Source organism: Rhizobium giardinii bv. giardinii H152, from assembly GCF_000379605.1.
GTDB lineage: Bacteria > Pseudomonadota > Alphaproteobacteria > Rhizobiales > Rhizobiaceae > Pararhizobium > Pararhizobium giardinii.
On the sequence record NZ_KB902578.1, the window covers coordinates 19550 to 44448 of the forward strand.

At 62.3% G+C, this 24899-nt stretch carries 26 protein-coding genes and 1 pseudogene; 14 read left to right on the forward strand and 13 right to left on the reverse strand.

Translation table 11 applies throughout. From position 1 onward, the window contains the following. Nucleotides 1-144 precede the first annotated feature (144 nt). The gene (locus tag A3AY_RS0100120; protein ID WP_018323631.1) at nt 145-675 is read right to left on the reverse strand and encodes a GNAT family N-acetyltransferase; all 531 of its coding nucleotides are present in this window, start codon (nt 673-675) and stop codon (nt 145-147) included. Nucleotides 676-679: 4 nt separating this feature from the next. After that, the gene (locus tag A3AY_RS0100125) at nt 680-1213 is read right to left on the reverse strand and encodes a helix-turn-helix domain-containing protein (RefSeq protein WP_420830233.1); all 534 of its coding nucleotides are present in this window, start codon (nt 1211-1213) and stop codon (nt 680-682) included. Between the two features lie 186 nt (nt 1214-1399). Between A3AY_RS0100125 and A3AY_RS36925 the strand changes: the two genes are divergently transcribed. Continuing rightward, entirely contained in the window at nt 1400-2860 is a 1461-nt protein-coding gene (locus A3AY_RS36925) for an MJ1477/TM1410 family putative glycoside hydrolase (protein WP_162709272.1), read from the forward strand. Between the two features lie 134 nt (nt 2861-2994). Then, entirely contained in the window at nt 2995-4821 is a 1827-nt protein-coding gene (gene lepA, locus A3AY_RS0100135) for a translation elongation factor 4 (RefSeq protein ID WP_018323634.1), read from the forward strand. Between the two features lie 105 nt (nt 4822-4926). Here lepA and A3AY_RS0100140 read toward each other — a convergent pair whose 3' ends face one another. Continuing rightward, entirely contained in the window at nt 4927-5481 is a 555-nt protein-coding gene (locus A3AY_RS0100140) for a sugar O-acetyltransferase (protein WP_018323635.1), read from the reverse strand. A gap of 193 nt (nt 5482-5674) precedes the next feature. On the opposite strand from A3AY_RS0100140, the pseudogene A3AY_RS40245 reads away from it, so the two are divergent. Both A3AY_RS40245 and A3AY_RS40250 read left to right on the forward strand, forming a co-directional pair. After that, nucleotides 5675-5827 (forward strand): annotated as a pseudogene (locus A3AY_RS40245) (YegP family protein); the annotation flags it as partial. A gap of 51 nt (nt 5828-5878) precedes the next feature. After that, nucleotides 5879-6049, forward strand: a complete 171-nt coding sequence (locus A3AY_RS40250; RefSeq protein ID WP_245275871.1) for a YegP family protein — start codon at nt 5879-5881, stop codon at nt 6047-6049. 47 nt (nt 6050-6096) lie between these two features. Here the strand turns inward: A3AY_RS40250 and A3AY_RS0100150 are convergent, their stop codons facing one another. The 4 genes from A3AY_RS0100150 to A3AY_RS0100165 all read right to left on the reverse strand — a co-directional run bounded on the left by A3AY_RS0100150 (nt 6097) and on the right by A3AY_RS0100165 (nt 8985). Beyond that, a complete protein-coding gene (locus A3AY_RS0100150; protein WP_018323637.1) occupies nt 6097-6672 on the reverse strand; it encodes a LysE family translocator in 576 nt (191 codons plus the stop codon). Nucleotides 6673-6733: 61 nt separating this feature from the next. Continuing rightward, nucleotides 6734-7195 carry a GFA family protein gene (locus A3AY_RS0100155; protein ID WP_018323638.1) on the reverse strand — a complete coding sequence of 154 codons (462 nt, stop codon included), beginning with the start codon at nt 7193-7195 and terminating at the stop codon, nt 6734-6736. Nucleotides 7196-7313: 118 nt separating this feature from the next. After that, nucleotides 7314-8051, reverse strand: coding sequence for a pentapeptide repeat-containing protein (locus A3AY_RS0100160; protein WP_083925881.1), 738 nt, complete (start codon nt 8049-8051; stop codon nt 7314-7316). 181 nt (nt 8052-8232) lie between these two features. Beyond that, the gene (locus A3AY_RS0100165; protein ID WP_018323640.1) at nt 8233-8985 is read right to left on the reverse strand and encodes a type 1 glutamine amidotransferase; all 753 of its coding nucleotides are present in this window, start codon (nt 8983-8985) and stop codon (nt 8233-8235) included. 188 nt (nt 8986-9173) lie between these two features. On the opposite strand from A3AY_RS0100165, the gene rbfA reads away from it, so the two are divergent. The 9 genes from rbfA (at nt 9174) to A3AY_RS0100210 (ending at nt 17962) form a co-directional block, all read left to right on the forward strand. Next, on the forward strand, nt 9174-9578 hold the full coding sequence (gene rbfA, locus A3AY_RS0100170) for a 30S ribosome-binding factor RbfA (RefSeq protein ID WP_018323641.1): 405 nt from the start codon (nt 9174-9176) through the stop codon (nt 9576-9578). Further along, nucleotides 9578-10033: a hypothetical protein gene (locus tag A3AY_RS0100175; RefSeq protein ID WP_018323642.1), complete on the forward strand. Its 456-nt coding sequence runs from the start codon at nt 9578-9580 to the stop codon at nt 10031-10033. Before rbfA ends, A3AY_RS0100175 begins: the two co-directional genes overlap by 1 nt. A gap of 3 nt (nt 10034-10036) precedes the next feature. Further along, nucleotides 10037-10972: a tRNA pseudouridine(55) synthase TruB gene (gene truB / locus A3AY_RS0100180; RefSeq protein WP_018323643.1), complete on the forward strand. Its 936-nt coding sequence runs from the start codon at nt 10037-10039 to the stop codon at nt 10970-10972. Nucleotides 10973-11374: 402 nt separating this feature from the next. Then, entirely contained in the window at nt 11375-13084 is a 1710-nt protein-coding gene (locus A3AY_RS0100185) for a sensor histidine kinase (protein ID WP_018323644.1), read from the forward strand. A 45-nt stretch (nt 13085-13129) separates the two neighbouring features. After that, entirely contained in the window at nt 13130-13459 is a 330-nt protein-coding gene (locus A3AY_RS36930; protein WP_018323645.1) for an SH3 domain-containing protein, read from the forward strand. Between the two features lie 166 nt (nt 13460-13625). Next, on the forward strand, nt 13626-13895 hold the full coding sequence (gene rpsO, locus A3AY_RS0100195) for a 30S ribosomal protein S15 (RefSeq protein ID WP_018323646.1): 270 nt from the start codon (nt 13626-13628) through the stop codon (nt 13893-13895). Between the two features lie 357 nt (nt 13896-14252). Next, nucleotides 14253-16385: a polyribonucleotide nucleotidyltransferase gene (gene pnp, locus A3AY_RS0100200; RefSeq protein ID WP_018323647.1), complete on the forward strand. Its 2133-nt coding sequence runs from the start codon at nt 14253-14255 to the stop codon at nt 16383-16385. A gap of 187 nt (nt 16386-16572) precedes the next feature. After that, on the forward strand, nt 16573-17589 hold the full coding sequence (locus A3AY_RS0100205; protein ID WP_018323648.1) for a class I SAM-dependent methyltransferase: 1017 nt from the start codon (nt 16573-16575) through the stop codon (nt 17587-17589). Between the two features lie 136 nt (nt 17590-17725). Further along, nucleotides 17726-17962, forward strand: a complete 237-nt coding sequence (locus A3AY_RS0100210; protein ID WP_018323649.1) for a hypothetical protein — start codon at nt 17726-17728, stop codon at nt 17960-17962. Between the two features lie 79 nt (nt 17963-18041). On the opposite strand, the gene htpG is transcribed toward A3AY_RS0100210, so the two are convergent. The 4 genes from htpG to fabA all read right to left on the reverse strand — a co-directional run bounded on the left by htpG (nt 18042) and on the right by fabA (nt 22657). Beyond that, nucleotides 18042-19928, reverse strand: coding sequence for a molecular chaperone HtpG (htpG, locus tag A3AY_RS0100215; protein ID WP_018323650.1), 1887 nt, complete (start codon nt 19926-19928; stop codon nt 18042-18044). 131 nt (nt 19929-20059) lie between these two features. Next, nucleotides 20060-20866 (reverse strand): enoyl-ACP reductase FabI, encoded by an 807-nt coding sequence (gene fabI / locus A3AY_RS0100220; protein ID WP_018323651.1) that lies wholly within the window; start codon nt 20864-20866, stop codon nt 20060-20062. Nucleotides 20867-20870: 4 nt separating this feature from the next. Then, nucleotides 20871-22094, reverse strand: a complete 1224-nt coding sequence (gene fabB, locus A3AY_RS0100225; protein WP_018323652.1) for a beta-ketoacyl-ACP synthase I — start codon at nt 22092-22094, stop codon at nt 20871-20873. Nucleotides 22095-22141: 47 nt separating this feature from the next. Next, nucleotides 22142-22657 (reverse strand): 3-hydroxyacyl-[acyl-carrier-protein] dehydratase FabA, encoded by a 516-nt coding sequence (gene fabA / locus A3AY_RS0100230; protein ID WP_018323653.1) that lies wholly within the window; start codon nt 22655-22657, stop codon nt 22142-22144. 319 nt (nt 22658-22976) lie between these two features. Between fabA and irrA the strand changes: the two genes are divergently transcribed. Beyond that, complete coding sequence (irrA, locus tag A3AY_RS0100235; protein WP_018323654.1) at nt 22977-23396, forward strand: iron response transcriptional regulator IrrA; 420 nt, start codon at nt 22977-22979, stop codon at nt 23394-23396. A 9-nt stretch (nt 23397-23405) separates the two neighbouring features. Here irrA and A3AY_RS0100240 read toward each other — a convergent pair whose 3' ends face one another. Both A3AY_RS0100240 and A3AY_RS0100245 read right to left on the reverse strand, forming a co-directional pair. After that, nucleotides 23406-24041, reverse strand: a complete 636-nt coding sequence (locus A3AY_RS0100240; protein ID WP_018323655.1) for a trimeric intracellular cation channel family protein — start codon at nt 24039-24041, stop codon at nt 23406-23408. A 60-nt stretch (nt 24042-24101) separates the two neighbouring features. Further along, nucleotides 24102-24890 (reverse strand): YdcF family protein, encoded by a 789-nt coding sequence (locus tag A3AY_RS0100245; protein ID WP_018323656.1) that lies wholly within the window; start codon nt 24888-24890, stop codon nt 24102-24104. Nucleotides 24891-24899: the final 9 nt, after the last annotated feature.

Below are 24899 nucleotides of genomic sequence, written 5' to 3' on the forward strand. Positions count from 1 at the left end.
TCGGCCGTGCGGCCAAAATTCAGCTAGCATGAATATAACAACCGCGAAACGGCCGACTGGGGCCGGCGACGCGGATTTTTCGACACCATTTTTGGGGACAAGGAAAGGTGGAGCAGCGACGGATTTCGCCTTCAAGATGCCAAGTCAAACTCTGGCTAACGACTTGTAGAAAAAGGTCGATCCGCAAAAGCTGCCATCGGGCATCAGCGCATATTGCGGGATGACGCCGACGCGCTGCCAGCCGAATTTCTCATAGATCGATTCGGCCGGGCTACCGGTTGCCGTGTCGAGCACGAGCACATGCCGCCCGTGGTTGGCCGCCTCGCTTTCGGCGGCTTCCATCAGCAATCGCGAAAGCCCAAGGCCGCGCGCCTTGCGGTGCACGAGCAGTTTCTTCAGGTCGGCGCGATGCGGCTGGTTCGGCATCATGCCGATGCCGAGCTGCACCGTGCCGAGAATCTCGCCATCTCTTTCCGCCACGATCAGCAGCGTCTGTCCATCGACCACGGAGCGGCCGACGCCCTCCCAATAGGGCATGGCATCGGCAGGCGCATATGGTGACATGAACCCGACGGACGCGCCACCCTCGACGCAGTCCGAGAGAACCTCGGCCAGCGCCGGCAAGGCAGCAGCAATTTCGGACGGGGCAAGGGTGCGGATCGTGATCTGGGGCATGGGACTAGACTTTGCTGCGGTTGAGAATGACGGCGTAGCGGGCCGGCGCGCCATGCGGATTGTGAAAGATGTGGGCTTCGGCAAGCCGCATGAACAGGCAGTCGCCCGCCTCCAGCACATGGGTTTCCTCACCGGCGGTCATGGTGAGCCGTCCCTCGAAAAGCCACAGATGCTGGGTCCAGCCGGCATCGAGCTGTTGCTGCTCGAACACCACGCGGGCGCCCGGCGGAAACTCGACCTCGACGATATCGACGGGCGAGCCGATGCCGTCCGGCGAAACCGAGCGGCGCAGGTAACCCGTGTCCGGATCACGCCAGACGCGCTGCTCTGCGCGCCGCAGAAGCGGCTTTCCTTCCGGCTGTTCGCCGGCGAAGAAGCGTGAAAGCGTCGTCTCGAGCGCACTGCAAAGCCGGGCAAGCAGCTGTGCGGTGGGGCTCGCCTCGCCGCGCTCGATGCGCGAGATCATGGCCCGGCTGACACCTGAGCGGCCGGCGAGCTCGTCGAGTGTCAGGGATAGCTGAAGGCGCAGCGTTTTCATCCGCTCGCCGATATCTGTCTCAAACGTGCCTGTGGTCGATTCCATGATAGGAGAATTAAATGATCCTATAGTGGAGTCAACTATGAAACTGAAAGACCTCGTTGAGGCTAATCGCACTTCCCACTTTCTTCATCCGAGGGAAATCGCCTAATCATGCGGTCGGAAACAGGAAACCGGGACTGCGTCATGCTCACGTTCAAGACATCTACCGGCGTGGTCAATGTCGATACCTGGGGCTATCAGTTGCAGGGGTTGGGCGGCGACCCGCAAAACGTCGACCTGCTCGTCTCCGCCACCCATGATCTGCTCGTCATTGATTCCTCCCGCGACGGCACGAACAGCGGGCGTTTCACCGCAGACGAAGTGACCCGCATGAAGGACGGCATGGGCGGGCGGTCCGTGGTCGTGTCTTATATCTCCGTCGGCGAGGCGTCCGATTTCCGCGACTACTGGGACGAGGACTGGACCACCACGGGCAGAGCCACCGGCAAACTGACCGACGAGGCGCCGGACTGGCTTGGACCTGTCAATCCCGACTGGCCGGAATCGCGCAAGGTGCGGTACTGGGATCCGGACTGGCAGAATACCATGTTTAACGACCGCAAGACCGGTGATCTCGACGCCATCGTCAAGGCCGGGTTCGATGCGGCCTATCTCGACATCATCGACGCCTATTATTTCTGGGGCGCCGAAGTCTCCAGGGGTGATCGCCACGCCGGGGATCCGGTCAACCAGAAGCAGGCCGCACAGCGCATGGTCGATTTCGTCGTCGCCCTGACGGAACATGCCCGCGAAACCAATCCGGATTTTTTCGTCATCCCCCAGAATGGCGCGTGGATCCTCAATGACCTGGGTAACGACAGCGCGCGCAAGCAGGCCTATCTCGATGTCATCGGCGGCATAGCGGTCGAAGATCTCTATTATCGCGGCGACAAGGACGAGAACAATCCGCTGAGGCCCGACGAAGAGACGATCGCAATCCTGAAGCGCGACTTTGTCGACAAGGGCATACCGGTCTTTGTGGTGGATTACATCAGTGGCAGCGCGCGCGTCGACGCGTTCAACAAGATGGTCCTGGCGGACGGGTTCATTCCGTTTGCCGCCCCCGAGCGCGATCTCGACAGGCTGGTCGGCACCCATGATGGCGATCCCGCCTATATCCGGCCCACTGCGCAGGCGGACACCCTGCGCGGCTCAAAGCTCGCCGACAAGATCGGCGGTCTGGGCGGCGACGATAAAATTTCCGGGCGTGAAGGCAACGACACGATTTCCGGCGGAGCCGGGAACGACAAGCTCCATGGCGGAGCGGGAAAAGACACCCTCACCGGCGGGAGCGGCAAGGATCAATTCGTCTTCGACACCAAGTTCGCCGCTGGCAATATCGATAGGGTGGTCGATTTCAGCGTTGCCGAGGATCGGCTTCTCCTGGACCACGACATCTTTTCCAGGCTGCCGGTCGGCGCCCTCAAAGCCTCGGCCTTCGTCATCGGCACGAAGGCGGCCGATGTTGGCGACCGGATCATCTACGACAGCCGGACCGGCGAAATTTTCTACGACGCCGATGGCGCGGGCAACGGTGCGGCGATCCAGATTGCGCGGCTCGACAGCCACCTCAAGCTGGCAGCCGACGATTTCCTGATCTTCTGAGGCCCGCCACCGGTTGATCGCGCACTTCGCCTTTTGCAGCCGTCCTGCGGCAGATAACCGGCGTCCATCGCATTTGGCGGGTCGCAATCGGTAAAATTCTTTGCAGTTTGGGAGGTTCCATTGTATGCGGGCGCATGAGCACAAATTCGACCCGCACACCCCTTTCGCACATCCGCAATTTCTCGATCGTCGCCCATATCGACCACGGCAAGTCGACGCTGGCTGACCGGCTGATCCAGTCGACCGGCGGTCTTGCCGCGCGCGAGATGTCCGAACAGGTTCTCGACAGCATGGACATCGAGAAGGAGCGCGGCATCACCATCAAGGCGCAGACCGTGCGCCTGCATTACGTCGCCAACAACGGCGAGACCTATGTTCTCAACCTGATCGACACGCCCGGCCACGTCGACTTTGCCTATGAAGTCTCGCGCTCGCTGTCGGCCTGCGAAGGTTCGCTGCTGGTCGTCGATGCGTCCCAGGGTGTCGAAGCCCAGACGCTTGCCAACGTCTACCAGGCGATCGACAACAACCACGAGATCGTCACCGTCCTCAACAAGATCGACCTGCCGGCCGCAGAACCCGAGCGGATCAAGGAACAGATCGAGGAAGTCATCGGCATCGATGCATCCGAAGCGGTGCTGATCTCGGCCAAGACCGGCCTCGGCATTCCCGACGTACTCGAAGCGATCGTTCATCAGTTGCCGGCGCCAAAGAGCGAGGGCGGCGAGGAAGCGCCGCTGAAGGCGCTGCTCGTCGACAGCTGGTACGATACCTATCTCGGCGTCATCGTTCTCGTGCGCATTCTCGATGGTGTGCTCAAGAGGGGCCAGACGGTCCGCATGATGGGCACCGACGCCAAGTATCAGGTCGAGCGCGTCGGCGTCATCACGCCGAAGATGCTCACGGTCGATGCGCTGGGTCCCGGCGAGATCGGCTTCATCACGGCCAGCATCAAGGAAGTTGCCGATACCCGCGTCGGCGACACCATCACCGAGGACAAGCGCCCGACGGCGCAGGCGCTGCCGGGCTTCAAACCGGCCCAGCCGGTTGTCTTCTGCGGCCTCTTCCCGGTCGATGCAGCCGATTTCGAGGACCTGCGCGCCGCCATGGGCAAGCTGCGCCTCAACGACGCCTCGTTCTCCTTCGAAATGGAAAGCTCGGCGGCACTCGGCTTCGGTTTCCGCTGCGGCTTCCTCGGCCTGCTGCATCTGGAAATCATCCAGGAGCGCCTCGAGCGCGAATTCGATCTCGACCTGATCGCGACGGCGCCGTCGGTTGTCTACAAGCTCTACATGACCGACGGCACCGAGCGCGAACTGCACAATCCGGCCGATATGCCCGATGTCGTCAAGATCAAGGAAATCCACGAGCCCTGGATCCGCGCGACCATCCTGACGCCCGACGATTATCTCGGCGGCATCCTCAAGCTCTGCCAGGACCGGCGCGGCATCCAGGTGGAACTGACCTATGTCGGCACCCGCGCGATGCTGACCTACGACTTGCCGCTCAACGAGGTCGTGTTCGATTTCTACGACCGGCTGAAGTCGATCTCCAAGGGCTATGCCTCCTTCGACTACCACATCACCAGCCATCAGGAAGGCCATCTGGTGAAGATGTCGATCCTCGTCAACGGCGAGCCGGTCGATGCCCTGTCGATGATGGTGCACCGCATGGCCGCCGAAAAGCGCGGCCGCGACATGTGCGAGAAGCTCAAGGAACTTATCCCGAAGCACATGTTCAAGATCCCGATCCAGGCCGCCATCGGCGGCAACGTGATTGCCCGCGAAACCATCTCGGCCCTGCGCAAGGACGTCACCGCCAAGTGCTACGGCGGCGACGCTACCCGCAAGCGCAAGCTGCTCGACAAGCAGAAGGCCGGCAAGAAGCGCATGCGCCAGTTCGGCAAGGTGGAAATCCCGCAGGAAGCGTTCATCGCGGCGCTGAAGATGGGTGACGAGTAGGCGCCTTTTTCCGCTTATGATCGAGGGGATGGATTGACGCGCCATTGATCGAGCCGAGAGATCGCGGCTGCCGGGCGTGCTCCCGGACCCGCGGTGCACGCCGCTTTATCTCCCGAGCCGCCGCGCCGGGTTTCCCACGACCGTCGCCCCGGCGGGCACGTCCTTGGTGACTACGGCGCCCGCTCCGACGATCGCGGCGTCGCCGATGGTTACGCCGGGCAGGAGGATGGCGCCGCCCCCGATCCACACGTCCGCGCCGATCGTCACGGGCTTTGCGAGCTCAAGCCCTGTCCTGCGCAAGGCGGGATCGTTGGCGTGGACGGCGCAATAGATTTGCACGACCGGTCCCAGCATCGAGCCCCGCCCGATGCGGACAGGGGCGGAATCGAGAATGGTGCAGCCTGCATTCATGTAGACATTCTCGCCAAGGGCGATGTTCATGCCGTAGGAACAATGAAACGGTGCCTCGATCGTGAAATTTTCGGGCACGGCGCGAAAAAGCGCCTGCAGGGCCGGCGCCGCCTGCCCCCGCTCCGCCGGCGGCAGCGTATTGTGCTGATGCACCGCCTCGCGCGCCCTTCGCCGTAAAGCGTCGAGCTCGGGATCGAGGCAATTGTACCATTGGCCCGCTTCCATCTTCATCCGCTCGCTGTCCGACATGCCATTTCTCCCCCCGCAGGACGTCTATCTTTGCAGACCGGTGCCGCCGCCCGCAAGCGCGGCCTTTGAAAAGCGGGGGCTCGTCTTCCTGCCATTCACATCGGCTTGAACTGCAGGCCCCGCTCCATTAAACCTTTCCTTGCATGCCGAAGCCTCGGCCTGCAGTCTTGCCGGATCCATAAGGGGTTTCGAAATGCACAAGTTCAAGATTCTGAAGGCCGCTAACGACCAGTTCCGCATCCAGTTCCTGTACAATGCGGAAGTGATGGTCTGGTCGGAGAGCTACGCGTCCAAGGCGAGCGCGAAGAACTGCATCGAATCGATCAAGAAGAACGCGCCGGGTGCGGCGACGGTCGATGTCAGCAAGGACGAAACCGGATCCGGCTATCGTTTCGAGATCGTCGCAAGCAAGGACGGCGAGCATTTCGTCCGCTTCAAGGCGTCCAATGGCGAGACGATGGTCCGCTCCGAGACCTACGCGTCCAAGGCAAGCGCCAAGAATTGCATCGAGTCCGTCAAGAAGAACGCCCCGGACGCGCCGGTGGAAGACGAAACCGCCAGCGCTTGATGGCCTGCCACCTCACCATCCGGCGAGGCGGCGCACCCTCAGAGACTTCAAATCAGCCCCAGTGAACTCCCCGCCAGCCCGGCCGAGAAGCACAGGAGCAGGCTTGCCGCTATCCGGCGCAGCAGTGGCGGGAATTCGCCATTGGCCCGGCCGATCAGGGCCGCGCCGGAACTGAGCCAGAGGCAGGCGACCGTCAGCACGATCATCAGAAACAGTCCGAGCCATGGCAGCATGGCCTGAAGGCTGCCATGCGGCAGGAGAACGAGGCCGATGATCAGCGCCTTCGGGTTGAGCACGGTGGTGATGAAAACCTGCCGGAAGGTGACGAGCGGGGCGCCAATACCGGCAGGCGAGATCGTCCAGAGCCGGGCGGCAAGCAACAGCACCCAGATCGCCGAACAGAGCTTGATGGCCGAGGCGGCAATCGGATGGGCGGCGAGATAGGGTCCGGCAAAGGTCGCAAGCGGCACGATCGTCAGCAGGTAACCGGCGGCCTCTGCCGCGATCAGGTGCAGCGATCGCCGGAAACCGGCAGAGCCGCCGGCGACAGCCAGCAACGTGTTGGTCGGGCCGGGGGTGAGAAGCAGAAGGAATACGGCGGCGATAAAGGCGGGTGCGGTCAAGATGATCTCCAGGTGCTGGGCGGCACCTTATCGCCTGTCGCCATATCCGTCTTGATCTCGCTCAAGCCGCTGCTTGCTTTTCCGCAAATTCCTTCACCAGCCCCTCATAGGCTTCCATCGGCGGAAACGTCTCGTAACTGTGCACCGCCGCCGTGGTTGCCCAGGGCAGCTTCTCGCTGGTGAAGGTCTCGATGAAGGGCGAGAACCAGCTTGTATCGTCCAGCATGGTCGGGCGCAGGTTGACGAACCAGTCCATGCCTTCGGGGCGGGTGAACATCCAGCTCATGCAGTGCGGGCAGAAATAGTGGCGGGTGGCGCCGTGCAGGCCGCCGATCACCGGTTCGCCTTCAGTTACCTCGAAGCCCTCGGCCGGAATGGCGGCGCTCAGCGAATAGGCGCTGGACGACATTCTCTGGCAGCCGGTGCAGTGGCAGGCCATGGTAAGAAGCGGCGGCGCGCTGATCTTCAGCCGCACCTGGCCGCAACGGCAGCCTCCCTCCAGGGGGAAATTCTGAATTTTCATGATGGGTCCTCCGCATTTTTGGATCAATCTAGCGGAGCAACTGCAGTCGTCAAACCCATCCTTGTCTTCGCTCGCGCGGCTGGGTGAAACATCGCAGCCGCTGGCTTGGACGCCGGTCTCAGTCGGTGCCGCAGGGCCAGCTGGAGGGGGCGGTCAATCCGGCCGGCAGCTTGGTCTTGTCGTCGCCGCAGGCAAGATCGACCTGCGCCTGTTCAAGGCCCGTGGCGGCGGAAAGATCGAGCCCCTCGATCCGGGTCAGGTACAGGAAGGCCTGATCGAAGACGAGCGGCCCCTCGAATTTTGCTGCCGTGAGATCGGCGCGGGACAGATTGGCGAGCGAAAAGCGCGTGCCGGTCAGCACCGCGCCCTTGAAGTGCGCCCGGCCGAGTTCAGCCTTCTCGAAATTCGCGCCGGTCAGCTGGGCTCCGCTGAAATCGGCGCGCTGCAGTTCGGCGCTGGCAAAGGAAGCGCCAGTGGCGACAATGTTGACGAAGCTCGATCGGTAGGCTTCGACGCGGGCGAAATTGGCTTTTTCCGCCCTTGCGCCGGCCAGCCATGCACGCACCAGATGGGCCTTCTCCAGGTTCGCGGCGGTCAGGTTCGAGCCGCTGAGGTCGGTCATGGAAAAATCAGTGCCGAAGAGGTTGGCGCCTTCCAGTTCGCTGGATGACAGCATCAGGCTTTTCTTCGTGCATTCGCTCCAATCCAGCCCCGGCGCTGGCATGCTGCCGCAGTCGGATGCGATGGCCGGCTGCGCGGAAAAAAGCAAACCGGAAAGAAGGAACACCGATGCCAACGGGGCAGGCGTAAGAACAGGCGGGATCGTCTTTCGCGCGACGCGCAGCCTCTTGGTCATCCCGCCGGGTCTCTTAACAAACATGCCCATTTACCACTCCGAATGCTCCGTCCATGCGGCTGCCCGGATGCACGGTCTCCACCCGTTCTACACCGCTTGCGCGGCAAGACAAGACCATTGATTTGCCGGCCACTATTGGAAAATGGGGAGCCGAACGGCAATGTCAAACCGGCAGCTTGGCCTATGCGGATGCCGCCGCGAGTTTCCGCGCCTCGCTGCCATCCGCTTCGACCCTTCGGATCGTCCGCACCCAGGCCCGCGCCAGCGCGAGACCTGCCGCATCGGCCTGTTCGGCATCCCGCGCGGCATGCTCGGGGTAGCGCTCGAGCCAGTGCGGATCGATTCCCATGATCTGGTCCTCGAAAATCCGGTTCCAGTCCTCGACGACGCGTGTTCCTGCCTCGAAGTGAAACTGCATGCCATAGGCGGCGCGGCCGATGCGGAAGGCCTGGTTGGCAACGGCCGGATTTGTGGCGAGACGAACGGCGCCCTCGGGCAGGGTGAACGTATCGGCGTGCCATTCGAAGATCGGAAACGAGGTGCCGGCCGCATTCAACACCGGATCGCCTTCACCCGCGGCTGTCAGTGCGACGTCGTGCCAGCCGAATTCGCAGGTCTGGCCAAGCAGGTTCTCCGCCCCGTGCGCCCGCGCGAGAAGCTGGCTGCCGAGGCAGATACCGAGCACGGCCTTGTCGGCATCGGCAAAGGCGCGCATCAGGCGGGCAAGCTGCGGCAGGTAGGGGTGGATGTGGTCGTCGACAGCGCTCTGCTCGCCGCCGAGCACCACCAGTGCGTCATGCGCATGGATATCGGCTGGCAGCGCCTCGCCGGTGAAAGGCCGCCTGAGGTCGATCTCCGCTCCCGCCTCGCCAAGCGCCACGCCCACCTGTCCAAGGTCGGAATGGATCATGTTTTCCACCACCAGAACCCGCATGTCGTCTCCGCTTATCCTGCCGTTTCAACCAGATTGACCATGCCGGGCCTCGGCATTCAAGTGGGTTTCGAGCGGATTTGGCGGCCTCTGTTGCCCCGGGAATGTCCTCAAGCCTTGACCTTTTGGCCCGAAAGTAGCATTGGACCGCCTTGGTCGCGTTCCAAGCAACGCCAGACAGCGGAAAAACCATGAGCAAAGCTACATCCTCTGCCCCCTCGCAGCGCATGCTGAGGGTCGGCGAACAGGTTCGCGCAGCCCTGACCCAGGTGTTGCAGCGCGGCGAGGTGCGCGATCCTCTGATCGAGAAGACGGTGATCTCGATTTCCGAAGTGCGCATGTCGCCGGATCTCAAGATCGCCACCGCCTTCGTGACGCCGCTCGGTATTGCCGATCACGCGGCGACCATCGAGGCGCTGAACCGCAACGCCAAATATATCCGCGGCCGCCTGACGCCGCATCTGAGGCAGATGAAATACATGCCGGAAGTCCGCTTCCGCGACGATACCAGCTTCGACAACTACAAGAAGATCGACGAGCTGCTCAAATCGCCGGAAGTGGTGCGGGATCTGAAGGACGAAGACGGCGAAGAGTGATGGCAAAGCATATCACTCTGGATGAACTGAACGGATGGACCTTCGAGCAGCGCCAGACATTCTACCGCAGTGGCCTTGCCCGCTTCGATAATGCCGAGGCCGTTCGCCTGGTGGAAATGATGGTCGCCTCGGGCCTGCCCTTCCGCAGGGGCAAGGAGATCGCCCATGGCGATCCCGAGATGAAGGCGCTCGAGGCCATCGTCTATTCGCCCTATAATGAGAAGCTGCTGCTCGATGCAGCGGCCGCGGGAAGGCCGCCGCTCGGCGCCATCGAACCGTTGATCGTCGAGGACCTCGGCGAGGATTACCGGGTCGACAATGGCGGCACGGTCGCGGCGGGATACTTGATCGCAAGGCGGCTCTACGCCTTGGGATTCGAAAAGGGTAACAGCCAGAAGATGCCGGACGGCAGCGTGGCAAAGACCGCCGCGACGTTTCGCAAAAAAAGAGCATAGAGAATGTCAAAACCTCGCAAACCCAAGGGCCGCCCGGTTTCCGGCTGGCTGATCCTCGACAAGCCGCTGGATTTCGGCTCGACCGAGGCCGTGTCCAAGATCAAGTGGCTGTTCAAGGCGCAGAAGGCGGGCCATGCCGGCACGCTCGATCCGCTCGCTTCCGGCATGCTGCCGATCGCGCTGGGTGACGCGACGAAGACGGTTCCCTATGTCATGGACGGCCGCAAGATCTATGAATTCGCCGTTGCCTGGGGTGAAGAGCGCTCGACCGACGATCTGGAGGGCGAAGTCGTCCAGTCGTCCGACGCTCGCCCTTCCGAAGAAGACATCCGCGCGCTGCTGCCGAAATATACCGGCGTGATCAGTCAGGTGCCGCCGCAGTTTTCCGCCATCAAGATCGCCGGCAATCGTGCCTATGATCTGGCCCGTGAAGGCGAAACCGTCGACATCCCGGCCCGCGAAGTGGAAGTCTTCCGCCTGTCGCTGCTCGGCTGCACGCCGAATCTCGCGCATTTCGAGATCGAATGCGGCAAGGGGACCTATGTCCGGTCGCTGGCCCGCGATTTCGGCCGCGATCTCGGCTGTTTCGGTCATATCGCGTCGCTGCGCCGCAGTTTCGTTGCCCCCTTTGCCGAAGAGGCGATGGTGCCGCTTGCCGAACTGGTGGCGCTGGAAAAGATCGAGAACGAGGACGAGCGGCTTGAAGCCCTCGATGCCTTCCTGATCGATACCGGCGAGGCGCTGTCCAACCTGCCGCATATCGCCATTACCGAGGATCAGGCGCACCGCCTGAAAATGGGCAATCCGATCATCCTGCGCGGCCGCGATGCGCCGATGGCGGAGCCGGAGGCCTACGCAACCTCGCGCGGCAAGCTGGTCGCCATCGGCGAGATCGGCGAGGGCGAATTCCGGCCAAAGCGCGTCTTCGCCACCGGTTGAGTTCAGCAACAATCCTTTATACCAAAGATCACTGATAATGACCGATGTGATGGCCCGGAAACGGGCGTCCGGGTAGAAGAAACCGCAGAGCGATGCCTGAGNATCGGTCGAGGATTTCGACGCCCTCCGGTGGCCGATTTCCGGGCCACCCGAAGGGCCGGTCGCTTTTGGCTTCCGGACGTCGTCAAAAATCCTCGCCGGACCTTCTGGTCCGACTGCGGTTTTCTCCTAGCCGGAAGTCAAAATCGATCCGGTCACATCGGTCATTATCAGTGATCTTTGGTATTAGATTTCATCACAAGCCATCGGGTTGCCTTCCCGGGATCGCTGGCGCATGTTCCGATCGGTGGTCGGGATTCGCGGCAGGCCGCGGTCCGGAGGGGCTGATCTGATGAGGGAAGCTTGAACGGCAGACTGGACAAACCGAGCGAGCAGGGCGCTCCCTGGCTGGCGTTCCTTCGCTCGCGGCTGAGACGCCCGCTGTCGTTCTATCTGGCGGCGCTGCTGCTTGTCGCCATCGTTCCTTCGTTCGTTTTCTCGATGATCATCCTGAAACGCAGTACCGACGAGCAGGAGCGTGTGATTGCGGCGTTGCTCAAGGGAACGACGGGTGCGGTCACCCGCGTCGTCGAGCGCGAGATCGACAGCATGCTGACCACGCTCAAGGTGTTGTCGACCGCCACGCCGATGGACACCAGAAATCTGGGCCAGCTCTATGAGCGGGCATCGTCCGCCCTTGCCGGTACCGGATCCCATCTGCTGGTCATCGATCGTGGGCACAATCAGCTTTTAAACACGCGGGCGCCCTTCGGCAGCGCGCTCGGCAAGGCGTCCGATCCCGCTTCGATCGACCTGGCGTTCCGCAACGGCGGTCCGCTCATTTCGAACGTGTTTTTTGGCAGGACCGCAGGAAAATGGGTGTTCAACGTCTATCTGCCTGTCACCACGCCCCTCGGCAACAATGATTATCTGCTGACGCTGACCCAGAACGCCGAAAACATGTCGAAGGCGGTCAGCAGGGACGTTCTGTCGCCCGGCTGGAACGCCGCCCTCGTCGACAGCGCCGGCAATGTGATTGCCTCGTCAGATCCCAGCGTGGCGGTCGGCAAGCCCTTCTTCATGAGTATCGTGCCGTCGTTACGCGTCGGCGTCGGCGAGGCGACGCATGAAGGCGTCGCATACCGGACTGTCACCGAGTTTTCCGTCCTCACCGGCTGGAAGGTCATCGCCTGGGCGAGGAGTGCCGATGTCGATGCGCCAGCGCTCTGGTCCTATTTCTGGCTGTCGCTGGGTGGAATTCTCTTTGCCGGTATTGCGATCGCCGGGTCGGTCACCATTGCCGGTCTGCTGACCCAGGGTGTCAAGGTACTGGCACAGGATGCGCATCTCCTCGGTGCCGGACGGCCGATCGCGCCGCGCACGCATATGATTTCCGAAATCGAGACGGTATCGACCGCGCTGGCCGAGGCGGCTCAGGCCCGCCGGAAGGCGGAAAACGAAATCCGCTTCCTGATGCGCGAGGTGGCGCACCGGTCCAAGAACCAGTTGACGGTCATTCAATCGATGCTCAACCAATCGCTCAACGTGGGCGAAAGCCGGGCGGACTTTGCCGAGGCGTTCCGCAAGCGGATTGCCGGCCTTGCACGCTCGACAGATCTGATGATTGCCAACGCCACGCAGGGCGTCGATTTCCAGGAACTTGCGCAAAACCAGCTGCAACCGTTCATTCCCGATGACCCGCAGCGTGTTCACCTTTCCGGGCCGTCCGTGCGGCTTGACGCACAGGTTTCGCAGACGTTGGGCATGGCGCTGCATGAGCTTGCCACCAACGCCACGAAATATGGTGCGCTGGGCAACAGCAGGGGGACCGTCGACCTCACCTGGTCGCTCGCTGACGGGGCATTTCTGCTCGTCTGGAGAGAGGCGGGCGCAGACATCGATGCGGATAGCATCGCCACCACACGCAAGGGTTTCGGGACCATCGTGCTTGAGCGTATGCTTGCGATGGTGCTGGATGCAAAACTGGAGCGGATCATGCATGCGGATGGCATCGAATGGCGCATGACTGTGCCCCAGGAGCGGTTGAATGCAAACCTGTCGGTACAATCCTGATTGGTTTATCCTGCGCGATAGCTGAGTCCAGTTGAAAGAGTACACATGCGTTGCAAGACGATCATCGCAGCCACCGTTGTTGGGGTTTTCGCCTCCGGTATGGTGTCCGCTTTCGGTGCCAAATGCGTGGTTGCCGACCCGACGGGCACGCCGCTCAATGTTCGCGCACAGCCGAACGGGCAAATCCTGTCGACGCTCGACAACGGGCTTTCGGTCGAGGTGATCGCCGAAACGCGGACAGGCGGCAAGCGCTGGGTCGAGGTGGCTGCCAACGGCGAGACGCTGGGCTGGGTCTTTGGCAATTTCCTCGATTGCTCGGGACGCGACGATAAGCTGAAATCGGCGCCGATGCATCCGCGCTCAGCGCCGCAATAGGCGCTCCGGAAGGGCGTCATCCGCCCTCTTTCTTTTTGATGCCGGATAGTTTATAGGCAGCGCCAGCATCAGACCCGATCAAGTGGACTTTTGCCTTCATGGCCGCAGCTAGACGACATCCCGGCTGCTGGCGACCCGAAATCCTAAACATTGAAAGGATGACACGATGTCGATCACTGCAGAGCGCAAGGCTGCGCTCATCAAGGAATACGCAACTGTTGAAGGCGATACCGGTTCTCCGGAAGTCCAGGTTGCCATCCTCACCGAGCGGATCAACAACCTGACCGAACACTTCAAGGGTCACAAGAAGGACAACCACTCGCGTCGTGGCCTTCTGGCAATGGTCTCCAGCCGCCGTTCGCTTCTCGACTACGTCAAGGGCAAGGACGAAGCGCGCTACACCAAGCTGATCACCGCTCTCGGCATTCGCCGCTAAGCCTTACGCCGGCGGGACCCTTCGAAGGAAGGATGCCCGCCGGTTCTTTTTTGCGGGATTGATCCCGTCTTTGCGCTTCCGGGCGAGCCACGCTGGCTCTGCCGAAGCGGACGCTCCAGCAGACCGGATGGGCCGGCTCTGCGGAACCAACCGATGACCTGTCATGGGGCAGGATTGCAGGATGCTTCGGCGCTTGCTCGTTTTCCCGGCGCCCGAAGCCAATTGGCTTTCAGGAGCGGAACGACCGCCAGCCAGATTTGGAAGCCTCCCGTTGTCTTGCCCGTGATGCGTCATTTTTGCGGACCGCCCGCGCCAGTTAGGCAGCGGCGCGGACTTGCCGCACACGAAGGACAAAACATGTTCAATACCCACACGGTAGAAATTGAATGGGCAGGCCGCCCGCTCAAGCTCGAAACCGGCAAGATCGCCCGTCAGGCTGACGGCGCCGTGCTTGCCACCTATGGCGAAACGGTCGTTCTCGCCACCGTCGTTTCGGCCAAGGCGCCGAAGCCTGGCCAGGATTTCTTCCCGCTGACCGTCAACTACCAGGAAAAGACCTACGCCGCCGGCAAGATCCCTGGTGGCTACTTCAAGCGCGAAGGCCGTCCGTCGGAAAAGGAAACGCTGGTTTCCCGCCTGATCGACCGCCCGATCCGCCCGCTCTTCCCGGAAGGCTACAAGAACGACACCCAGGTTGTCGTCACCGTTGTCCAGCACGACCTGGAAAATGATCCGGACGTCCTGTCGATGGTTGCCGCTTCCGCAGCGCTGACGATTTCCGGCGTTCCCTTCATGGGTCCGGTCGGTGGCGCCCGCGTCGGCTACATCAACGGCGAATACGTGCTCAACCCGCATCTCGACGAAATGGACGAGTCGGTCCTCGACCTCGTCGTCGCCGGCACCCAGGACGCCGTCCTGATGGTCGAATCGGAAGCCAAGGAACTGAACGAAGACATCATGCTCGGCGCCGTCATGTTCGGCCACAAGGGCTTCCAGCCGGTGATCGACGCGATCATCAAGCTCGCCGAAGTGGCTGCCAAGGAGCCGCGCGACTTCCAGCCGGAAGACTATTCGGAACTCGAAGCCGAAATGCTCTCGCTCGCCGAAGCCGAACTGCGCGTCGCCTACAAGAACACCCAGAAGGCTGAGCGCTACGCCGCCGTCGACGCCGTCAAGGCCAAGGTGAAGGCGCATTTCCTGCCCGAAGGCGTTGAGCCGAAGTACACGGCCGAAGTCGTCGGTGCCGTCTTCAAGCACCTGCAGGCGAAGATCGTCCGCTGGAACATCCTCGACACCAAGAGCCGCATCGACGGCCGCGACCTGTCCACCGTTCGCCCGATCGTCTCGGAAGTCGGCATCCTGCCGCGCACGCACGGCTCGGCCCTGTTCACCCGCGGTGAAACGCAGGCGATCGTCGTTGCCACGCTCGGTACCGGCGAAGACGAACAATACGTCGACAGCCTGACCGGCATGTACAAGGAACGCTTCCTGCTTCACTACAACTTCCCGCCCTATTCGGTCGGCGAAACCGGTCGCATGGGCTCCCCGGGTCGCCGCGAAATCGGTCATGGCAAGCTCGCCTGGCGCGCTATCCGCCCGATGCTGCCGAGCGCCGAGCAGTTCCCTTACACGCTGCGCGTCGTCTCCGAGATCACCGAGTCGAACGGCTCGTCCTCGATGGCAACCGTCTGCGGCACCTCGCTTGCGCTGATGGATGCCGGCGTTCCGCTGGCAAAGCCTGTTGCCGGTATCGCCATGGGCCTGATCCTCGAAGGTGAGCGCTTCGCAGTTCTCTCCGATATTCTCGGCGATGAAGACCACCTCGGCGACATGGACTTCAAGGTCGCAGGCACCGCCGACGGCATCACCTCGCTGCAGATGGACATCAAGATTGCCGGCATCACCGAAGAAATCATGAAGGTGGCGCTTGAGCAGGCCCAGGGCGGCCGCAAGCACATCCTCGGCGAAATGGCCAATGCCATCACCGAAGGCCGCAGCCAGCTCGGCGAATTCGCACCGCGCATCGAAGTCATGAACATCCCGGTCGACAAGATCCGTGAAGTCATCGGTTCGGGCGGCAAGGTCATTCGCGAAATCGTCGAGAAGACGGGCGCCAAGATCAACATCGAAGACGACGGCACGATCAAGATCGCTTCTTCGTCGGCTAAGGAAATCGAAGCGGCCCGCAAGTGGATCCACTCGATCGTCGCGGAACCGGAAGTCGGCCAGATCTACGAAGGCACGGTCGTCAAGACCGCCGACTTCGGCGCCTTCGTCAATTTCTTCGGCCCGCGTGACGGCCTCGTGCACATCTCGCAGCTCGCTTCCGAGCGCGTTGCCAAGACCTCCGACGTCGTCAAGGAAGGCGACAAGGTCTGGGTCAAGCTGATGGGCTTCGACGAGCGCGGCAAGGTCCGCCTCTCTATGAAGGTTGTCGACCAGGCAACCGGCAAGGAAGTCGCCAAGGGCGAAGGCGAAGCTGCTGAATAAGCGCGGCGCTTGAAAAGACTGCCACGGGCGCGGAGCGGATCGTTCCGCGCCCTTTCTTGTTTATCTCCGCTAGAGCGTTGCGCTTTTCCCCGAGTGACGAATACGCTCTATCTCTTTGTTTTTACGCATTTCCGGGCGGAAAACCGTTTCACATTTTTCCTGGAAATGCCGCCTAGGACGTTCCACCATGAGCCGCGACGCGCTGAAAACCCTTTTCCATCCCTTCGAAACCGGCGTCGTTCCCGCACCCGGTAAAGACGAGCGGGTGCTGTTCCTCGGCGCCGAGGCGGGTTACCGGCTGCCGGCGGATTTCGCGGCGTCGATCGCCGCCGTGCAGCCTCTGCGCCCGCTCTATCGCGGCCTGGAAGCCTCAAGGGCGAGCGTGACGCCGTTCGTCGAGGGCGAGGACTATGATGCCGCGCTCATCCTCTGCGGCAAGCACAAGGGCGAGAACGAGGACCGGATTGCCGAAGCGCTGAAGCGCACCAAGATCGGCGGCCTGATCATCGTCGCCGGCGGCAAGGAAGACGGCATCCAGTCGCTGCGCAAGCGCGTCGCCCAGCTTGGCTGGGGCGGCGACAGCCTGCCGAAATATCATGGCATCGCCTTCTGGTTCGGCCGTCCGGAAGATGCGGATGATGTGATCGCCAAGTTTGCCAAGAAGCCGGTTCGGGTCGAAGGCCGTTTCGACGCGGCGCCGGGCATGTTCTCGCATGAGCGGATCGATGCCGGCTCGGAACTGCTGGCCTCGCGTCTTCCGGAGGATTTCAAGGGCCACGCCGCCGATTTCGGCGCCGGCTGGGGCTATCTGTCGGTGATGCTGGCGGGAAAATCCCCTGGCCTGAAGGGCATCGATCTCTTCGAGGCCGATTATCACGCGCTGGAAGCCGCACGCGCCAACCTCAAGGCCAACGCGCCGAACGTCCCGACGCGCTTCTATTGGCAGGACCTCACCTCCGAGGAAACACGCGACAAATACGACCTGATCGTCATGAACCCGCCGTTCCACGAGACCCAGGCCGCCGATCCGGCACTCGGCGCCGCGATGATCAAGGCGGCGGCCAAGGCGCTCAAGATCGGGGGACGGCTGATGCTGGTTGCCAATCGCGGCCTGCCTTACGAGCCGGTCATGGCCGAGACCTTCAAGGAATGGGGCGAGACCTGCCGCAACGCCCGCTTCAAGGTGCTCTGGGGCAAGCGCTGAGGCTTTGAGGGCGGCCCTCCCGCAGCGCTCCCGGGACGCATCTTTTGCAGTTGCGTTCGCCCTGAATAAGGTTCACCATTTCCTCGCCGCGCCCTTGCGCGTCCAAGCGGACGCGCGGCGCTCGATGGAGCAAACAATGGGATTTGGACCTGCCCGCCCGCCCATCACCGAAGATGTCGCGGAAGTGATCGCAAAGGATATCAAGAGCGGCGAAGGCAAGGAACCAACCTCCGAGGTGCCCTTGGCCTTCCAGACCGGCCGCCGGTCGGTCGATCCGGAAACCCTGGACCAGGCGCGCAAGCAGATGACGATGTTCGGCATCTTTGCGATCGCGGTCCTGGCGGTGTTGCTCGCCGTCTGGTGGGCCGCCTGACGCGTCAGGCAGACCGATCCATTGCGCGGTGGCGATGGCCCGCGCCCAAGCCCGCGCCATCGCGCCGTTTTCCCATTAGTTAGCCTCGCAAAGCCCGCTCGAACAGCCGCGAAAGCCGCTCGGCGAAGGCGCGCGGGTCCTGAGGCTTGTCGCCGTCGAGGACGCGGGCCTGGTCGAGCAGAAGCTGGACTGCGTCGGTGCGGAATTCTTCGCTGCCGCCTGAAGCCAGCGCGGCGATAAGCCCGTGGCCGGGATTGATCTCGAGGATCGGCTTGGCGACGGCATCCAGACGTCCCGCACCCTGCAGCATCTTTCCCAGCTGGCGATCGTAACCCTGTTCGGAGGCGACGAGGCAGACGGCGCTTTCCGTCAGCCGGTCGGAGGCCCGCACGTCCGATACCGCGTCACCGAGCGCCGACTTGGCAAAGGCGATGAAATCGCTGACGGCGGGTGTCGTCTCCGCGGTCTTTGGAACATCGCCCTCGGTCTTCGGCACCTGGGCGAGGTCGGCAGCGCCTTGGGTGATCGACTTGAACGGCTTTCCCTCGAAATCCGGAGCGGCCGTCACCCAGAAGCTGTCGACGGAATCCGTCAGAAGCAGCACCTCGATGCCGCGGGCGCGAAACCCTTCGAGCTGTGGCGAAGCCTTCAGGTGGTCGAGATTGTCGCCCGCCAGATAGTAGATCGCCGCCTGCGCATCCTTCATGTCCTTGACGTAGTCGGCAAGCGACCGTGTCGCTTCGTCCGAAGTCGTTGTGCGGAAGCGTGACAGTGCAAGAAGCTGCGCGCGGCGCTCGAAATCGTCATAGATGCCTTCCTTCAGGACGCTGCCGAAGGCCTCCCAGAGCTTGGCAAAAGCGGTCTCGTCGCTTTCCTGAAGCTTCTCGATGGCGGTCAGCACGCGATTGGTCAGGCCTTTGCGGATCGCTGCGAGGATCGGACTTTCCTGGATCATTTCGCGCGAGACGTTGAGCGGCAGGTCGGCCGTGTCGACGAGGCCGCGCACGAAGCGCAGGTAGCGCGGCAGAAGCTCGGCGTCGTCGGTGATGAAGACGCGCTTGACGTAGAGCTTCATGCGGCCCTTGCCCTCGGGATCGAACAGGTCGAGGGGCTTCGATTCCGGCACGAAGGCAAGGCCGGTATATTCGTGGCGCCCTTCGGCGCGGAAATGCACGGTCAGCGCCGGTTCGTCATACTGGCCGGAAACGCCGCGGTAGAAATCGGCATACTCTTCCTTGGTGATCTCGTTCTTGGACCGGGTCCAGAGAGCGGTGCCGTCGGCCACGCGCTCGGCTTCCGCGCCGGGCTTCTCGATCAGGTCGATCGGCACCGGCACGTGGCCGGACTGGTCCTTGACGATCCGCTGGACGCTCCATTTCGAGGTATAGTTCTTGGCGTCGTCCATCAGATGCAGCCTGACGCGGGTGCCCCGCGCCGGAGCTTCCGTGAGATCGGCCTCGGAGACCGTGTAGCTGCCCTTGCCGTCGGATGACCAGAGCCAGGCATGGGCAGTACCGGCCCGGCGGGAAACGACATCGACCTTGTCGGCGACCATGAAGGCGGAATAGAAACCGACGCCGAACTGGCCGATCAGCTGGGCGCCATCGCCCGCCTTTGCCGCCTCGACGCGTTCCATGAAGGCGCGGGTGCCGGACCGGGCGATCGTGCCGAGCGCCTCGACCATGTCGTCGCGGCTCATGCCGATGCCGTTGTCTTCGAGGGTCAGCGTGTTTTTATCCGCGTCCAGCGTCAGCACAATGCGGGAGCCGGGATCGTCGGAGAGGAGTTCCGGTGCTGCGATCGCCTCGTAGCGCAGCTTCTCGCAGGCATCGGCCGCGTTGGAGATCAGCTCGCGCAGGAACACGTCCTTGTCGGAATAGACGGAATGCACCATGAGGTGCAGCAGACGCGCGACGTCGGCCTCAAAAACGTGGTTTTCGACGGGTTTTTCTTGAGCATTGCTCATGCTTGTCATGCCTCATCTTGTATTGCGGAATTCTTGCGCGCTCTGAACTGGCAAGGAATCGGGCAAAATTCAAGAGGGCAAGAGGCGCGCGCCGTTTGCGAACCGCGCGCCGGTCGCGAGCAGCTCGAAAACTACTCCGTATCTGCCTTGCGCAGGGTGTCGAGTGTCGGCATCGACGTGATGTTGTAGCCCGAATCCACATAGTGGATTTCGCCGGTGACGCCGCGCGACAGGTCGGACAGCAGGTACAGCGCGGAACTGCCGACATCCTCGATGGTGACGGTGCGGCGCATCGGCGAGTTCTTCTGCTGCCAGGACAGCATGGCGCGGGCGTCGGAAATGCCGGCGCCGGCAAGCGTGCGGATCGGGCCGGCGGAGATGGCGTTGACGCGGATGCCACGCGCGCCATAGTCGGCCGCCAGGTAGCGCACGGACGCCTCGAGAGCGGCCTTGGCGACGCCCATGACGTTGTAGTTCGGCATGACGCGCACGGAACCGCCATAGGTCAGCGTCAGCATCGCCCCGCCGTCGGTCATCAGTTCGGCCGCGCGCTTGGCGATCTCGGTGAAGGAGAAGCAGGAGATGACCATCGTGCGGCTGAAATTGTCGCGCGTCGTATCGGCGTAGAGGCCCTTGAGCTCATTCTTGTCGGAAAAGCCGATGGCATGGACGATGAAGTCGAGCGTGCCCCATTTTTCCTTCAGCGCGTCGATGACGGCATCGACGGAAGCGATATCCTCGACGTCGCAGGGAAGCAGGATGTCGGAGTTGAGTTCGGCTGCCAGCGGCTTGACCCGCTTGCCGAGCGCTTCTCCCTGATAGGTGAAGGCAAGTTCCGCACCTTCGGCGGCCAGCGCTTGCGCAATACCCCAGGCGATCGAGTGACTGTTCGCAACACCCATGATGAGGCCGCGTTTTCCGTTCATGAGACCGGTCATGTTCTTATCCGTTGTAGCGCTGGAAAACGAGCGTTGCGTTGGTGCCGCCGAAGCCGAAGGAATTGGACAGCGCAATATCGATCTTGGCGTTGTCGATGCGCTTGCGCACGATCGGCACGCCTTCGAATTCCGGATCGAGTTCGGTGATGTGGGCGCTTTCGCCGATAAAGCCGGCCTGCATCATCAGGAGCGAATAGATCGATTCCTGCACGCCGGCAGCGCCCAGCGAATGTCCGGTCAGCGACTTGGTCGACTGGATATGCGGGATCTTGTTTCCGAAGACTTCGCGGATCGCGCCGATTTCCTTGCTGTCGCCCACCGGCGTCGAGGTGCCGTGCGTGTTGACGTAGTCGACGTCGCCCTTCACCGTGGCAAGCGCCTGGCGCATGCAGCGGACCGCACCTTCGCCGGACGGAGCGACCATGTCGTAGCCGTCCGAGGTTGCGCCGTAGCCGGTGATTTCGGCATAGATCTTGGCGCCGCGGGCCTTGGCATGCTCCAGCTCTTCGAGAACCAGAACGCCGGCGCCGCCGGCGATGACGAAGCCGTCGCGGCTGGCGTCATAGGCGCGCGAGGCGGTCGCGGGCGTGTCGTTGTACTTGGAGGACATGGCGCCCATGGCATCGAACAGGTTCGACATGGTCCAGTCGAGGTCCTCGTGACCGCCGGCAAACATCACGTCCTGCTTGCCCCACTGGATCATTTCCGCCGCATTGCCGATGCAGTGCGCCGAGGTGGAGCAGGCCGATGAAATCGAATAATTGACGCCGTGGATCTTGAACCAGGTGGCGAGCGTCGCGGATGCGGTCGACGACATCGCCTTCGGCACGGCGAACGGGCCGATGCGCTTGGGCGAATTGTTCTTCAGCGTGATTTCCGCCGCGTCGATCAGCGTGCGGGTCGAAGGGCCGCCCGAACCCATGATGATGCCGGTGCGCTCGTTGCCGCCGACATCCTTGTCTTCGAGGCCCGAGTCGGCGATCGCCTGCTTCATGGCCACGTGGTTCCACGTGCCACCCTGTGACAGGAAGCGCGCGGCGCGACGGTCGACAAGCTCGGTCGTGTCGATGTTGGGCGCTCCCCAGACCTGGCACTTGAAGCCATGTTCGGCAAAATCGTTCGAAAACGTAATTCCGGACTTCGCCTCGCGCAGCGACGCGGTGACTTCCTGCGCATCGTTTCCGATGGAGGAAACAATGCCCAGACCCGTGACAACAACCCGTCTCATGTCGATGACCTCTTCTTATTTGTCTCTGAGTGCGGCGTGGCCGCGGTTCAGGCAGCCTTTTCCTTCGACAGACCGACGCGAAGGTCGCTTGCCTGGTATATGGTCTCTCCATCGGCCTTTAGCCAGCCATCGGCCGTGCCAAGGACAAGGCGGCCACGCATGACGCGCTTGAAGTCGATGCCATATTCCAGGAGCTTGGTATGCGGACGGATCATGCCCTTGAACTTCACTTCGCCAGTGGAAAGCGCCATGCCGCGCCCCTCCTCGCCAAGCCAACCGAGGAAAAAGCCGGTCAGCTGCCACATGCCGTCAAGGCCGAGGCATCCCGGCATGATCGGATTGCCCTGGAAATGGCAGGGAAAGTACCAATCATCGGGACGGACGTCGTACTCGGCGCGGATATAGCCCTTGTCGAACAGGCCCCCGGTTTCGGAGATGTCGGTGATGCGATGAACCATCAGCATCGGTGGCAGGGGAAGCTGGGCGTTGCCCGGGCCAAACAGTTCGCCACGACCGCACGATAGGATCTCTTCATAGTTGAAGCTGGATTGTCTGGTCGTCATGAACTGTCGTTTCCCCGCTACATCCGTTTTTCGTTGACTTGGTTTAGAGCAAGACAGCCACAATTTGAAGCGTCGGCATGACGCTTCCCAGTTGTGTCGCATCTCCCTGCCCGGTCAAGCACAAGGTCTATTTCCGCCGTCGCATACATTATGGGGGCTGCAACGGCCAGAGATAATTGGCCCTTGCCCCAAGATTCCGGCTGTTTTTCACGGCTTCGCCGCCTTGCTGCCCTTGCCGACTATTGAAAGCAATCGCAGCAAAAGTTATATCGGCACAGGGAATGCGTTGTGCAATAGCCTGAAAGTTGGACCCGTCCGTATGACGAATGCCATCGAGATCCGTTCGGAAGAACGCCTGCGCCGCTCCGGCCTGAGGCCGACGCGTCAGCGCATGGCGCTTGCAGACCTGATCTTTGCCAAGGGCGATCGCCACCTGACGGTGGAGGAGTTGCACGAGGAAGCAGTCGCGGCCGGCGTGCCGGTATCGCTCGCAACGGTTTACAACACCCTGCACCAGTTCACCGAAGCCGGCATGATCCGCGTTCTCGCCGTCGAGAGCGCCAAGACCTATTTCGACACCAATGTGTCCGATCACCATCACTTCTTTGTCGAGGGACACAACGAAGTGCTCGACATCCCGGTCAACAGCATCACCATCGGCAACCTGCCCGAGCCGCCGGAGGGCATGGAAATCGCCCATGTCGACGTGGTGATCCGCCTTCGCCCCAAGCGCAGCTGAGCTTCCTTGCTACATGACATCGTCCGGATGACGGCCGGGGCGAGAATCGCCGGTCGGCAACGTCCATCCGTATTTGAGCGCGCCGCCCCGTACGGCAAAGGCCGTCACGACGCCAAGGCTTGAGGCGATAAGCAGCGATGCGCCGAAATAGGTGGCTGCGGTAAAGACGCCGGAGCCGGCAAGTGCGGCCGTCACGTAGATTTCCGGTCGCAGCAGCACCGATGGTTCGCCCGCGAGCAGATCGCGCAGGATGCCGCCGAAGGTCGCCGTCAGCATGCCGGTGACCAGCGCCACGATCGGCGAGCCGGTTGCCGATAGCCCCTTGGCCGCCCCCATGACGCAATAGGCCGACAGCCCGATCGCGTCTAGCCAGACCAGAAATTTGTAGCGTGATTCCATCCTGCGCGCGGAGAAGAAGACCAGGAGGCCGGCACAGCAGCAGACGACGAGGTAGATCGGGTTTTTGACCCAGAAGACGGGTGTCGCGCCGAGGATGACGTCGCGCAGCGTGCCCCCGCCGATGCCGGTCACCGAGGCGAGGAAGATATAGCCGATGATGTCGAGCTGCTTGCGCGAGGCCGAAAGCGCCCCGGTCGCGGCAAACACGGCCACCCCGGCATAGTCGAGAATTTCCAGGATCGGCATGTTTCCCCCTCGCCAGAAAACCGAGAAGGACCACAATGGGGATGCTGCGTCAACGGCCGCCTATTGCGGGAAAAGCACATGCGTCCTGCCGCCGATGTAATAGGCGATCAGCCCGGTCCATTCGCGCATTGCAGTTGTCGTCAGTTGCGCATTCAGCGACGGCTGGCTGAAATCCGGGCCAAGGGAAAGCTGCCCGCTGGTGCGATAATCCACCGGCCAGGGGGTGACCGCAATGCCGAGCTTGCGAAAGAGGCCCATCGACCGCGGCATGTGGAACGCCGAAGTGATCAGGGCGCAATCCGAAAGTCCGTTCTTCTCGAGCAGCGCCCTGGTGTTGTCGGCATTCTCGAAAGTGGTTCGCGACCGGCTCTCCCGGATGATCCGTTCGGGCGCGATGCCGAAGGTGGAGAAGAAGGCCGCGGAGGTCTCGGCGTCGCCGTCGTATATGCCGCTGAACGAACCGTCGCCGCCCGAGACCAGGATTTTCGCGGCGGGATAGGTCTGCGCCAGCTCCAGGCCCTCGACGAAACGGTCTGCCGCCTGATTGAATTCCATGCCGCCACGCCCGGCGATCACCTCGTTCTCGAAGGCGCCGCCGAGGATGATGATGCAGGAGAGATCGGCAGGCAGGCTTGCGGGCCGGGCAATGCGGTTCTCCAGCGCCTGCAGCATCACCGCACCGCAGTTGGTGAACAGCGTCAAGAACAACAGGGTAGCGGCAAGCCCGGAGAAAAACCGGCCCAGCCGCCGGAAGCCAGCGCCACCGAAAACAAGGCTCAGGATCAGAAGCAGGAAGATCAGCGAGAGCGGCTGCGCCAACAGCCAAAAGACTTTCGAGACGAGAAACATCCGGTGCCT

What these genes read in the sequence shown, in the direction of transcription:
- A3AY_RS0100120 (WP_018323631.1), bottom strand. Translation starts at nt 675, where the DNA reads ATGCCCCAGATCACGATCCGCACCCTTGCCCCGTCCGAAATTGCTGCT.
- A3AY_RS0100125 (WP_420830233.1), bottom strand. Translation starts at nt 1,213, where the DNA reads ATGAAAACGCTGCGCCTTCAGCTATCCCTGACACTCGACGAGCTCGCC.
- A3AY_RS36925 (WP_162709272.1), top strand. Translation starts at nt 1,400, where the DNA reads ATGCTCACGTTCAAGACATCTACCGGCGTGGTCAATGTCGATACCTGG.
- lepA (WP_018323634.1), top strand. Translation starts at nt 2,995, where the DNA reads ATGAGCACAAATTCGACCCGCACACCCCTTTCGCACATCCGCAATTTC.
- A3AY_RS0100140 (WP_018323635.1), bottom strand. Translation starts at nt 5,481, where the DNA reads ATGTCGGACAGCGAGCGGATGAAGATGGAAGCGGGCCAATGGTACAAT.
- A3AY_RS0100155 (WP_018323638.1), bottom strand. Translation starts at nt 7,195, where the DNA reads ATGAAAATTCAGAATTTCCCCCTGGAGGGAGGCTGCCGTTGCGGCCAG.
- A3AY_RS0100160 (WP_083925881.1), bottom strand. Translation starts at nt 8,051, where the DNA reads ATGACCAAGAGGCTGCGCGTCGCGCGAAAGACGATCCCGCCTGTTCTT.
- A3AY_RS0100165 (WP_018323640.1), bottom strand. Translation starts at nt 8,985, where the DNA reads ATGCGGGTTCTGGTGGTGGAAAACATGATCCATTCCGACCTTGGACAG.
- rbfA (WP_018323641.1), top strand. Translation starts at nt 9,174, where the DNA reads ATGAGCAAAGCTACATCCTCTGCCCCCTCGCAGCGCATGCTGAGGGTC.
- A3AY_RS0100175 (WP_018323642.1), top strand. Translation starts at nt 9,578, where the DNA reads ATGGCAAAGCATATCACTCTGGATGAACTGAACGGATGGACCTTCGAG.
- truB (WP_018323643.1), top strand. Translation starts at nt 10,037, where the DNA reads ATGTCAAAACCTCGCAAACCCAAGGGCCGCCCGGTTTCCGGCTGGCTG.
- A3AY_RS36930 (WP_018323645.1), top strand. Translation starts at nt 13,130, where the DNA reads ATGCGTTGCAAGACGATCATCGCAGCCACCGTTGTTGGGGTTTTCGCC.
- rpsO (WP_018323646.1), top strand. Translation starts at nt 13,626, where the DNA reads ATGTCGATCACTGCAGAGCGCAAGGCTGCGCTCATCAAGGAATACGCA.
- pnp (WP_018323647.1), top strand. Translation starts at nt 14,253, where the DNA reads ATGTTCAATACCCACACGGTAGAAATTGAATGGGCAGGCCGCCCGCTC.
- A3AY_RS0100205 (WP_018323648.1), top strand. Translation starts at nt 16,573, where the DNA reads ATGAGCCGCGACGCGCTGAAAACCCTTTTCCATCCCTTCGAAACCGGC.
- A3AY_RS0100210 (WP_018323649.1), top strand. Translation starts at nt 17,726, where the DNA reads ATGGGATTTGGACCTGCCCGCCCGCCCATCACCGAAGATGTCGCGGAA.
- htpG (WP_018323650.1), bottom strand. Translation starts at nt 19,928, where the DNA reads ATGAGCAATGCTCAAGAAAAACCCGTCGAAAACCACGTTTTTGAGGCC.
- fabI (WP_018323651.1), bottom strand. Translation starts at nt 20,866, where the DNA reads ATGACCGGTCTCATGAACGGAAAACGCGGCCTCATCATGGGTGTTGCG.
- fabB (WP_018323652.1), bottom strand. Translation starts at nt 22,094, where the DNA reads ATGAGACGGGTTGTTGTCACGGGTCTGGGCATTGTTTCCTCCATCGGA.
- fabA (WP_018323653.1), bottom strand. Translation starts at nt 22,657, where the DNA reads ATGACGACCAGACAATCCAGCTTCAACTATGAAGAGATCCTATCGTGC.
- irrA (WP_018323654.1), top strand. Translation starts at nt 22,977, where the DNA reads ATGACGAATGCCATCGAGATCCGTTCGGAAGAACGCCTGCGCCGCTCC.
- A3AY_RS0100240 (WP_018323655.1), bottom strand. Translation starts at nt 24,041, where the DNA reads ATGCCGATCCTGGAAATTCTCGACTATGCCGGGGTGGCCGTGTTTGCC.
- A3AY_RS0100245 (WP_018323656.1), bottom strand. Translation starts at nt 24,890, where the DNA reads ATGTTTCTCGTCTCGAAAGTCTTTTGGCTGTTGGCGCAGCCGCTCTCG.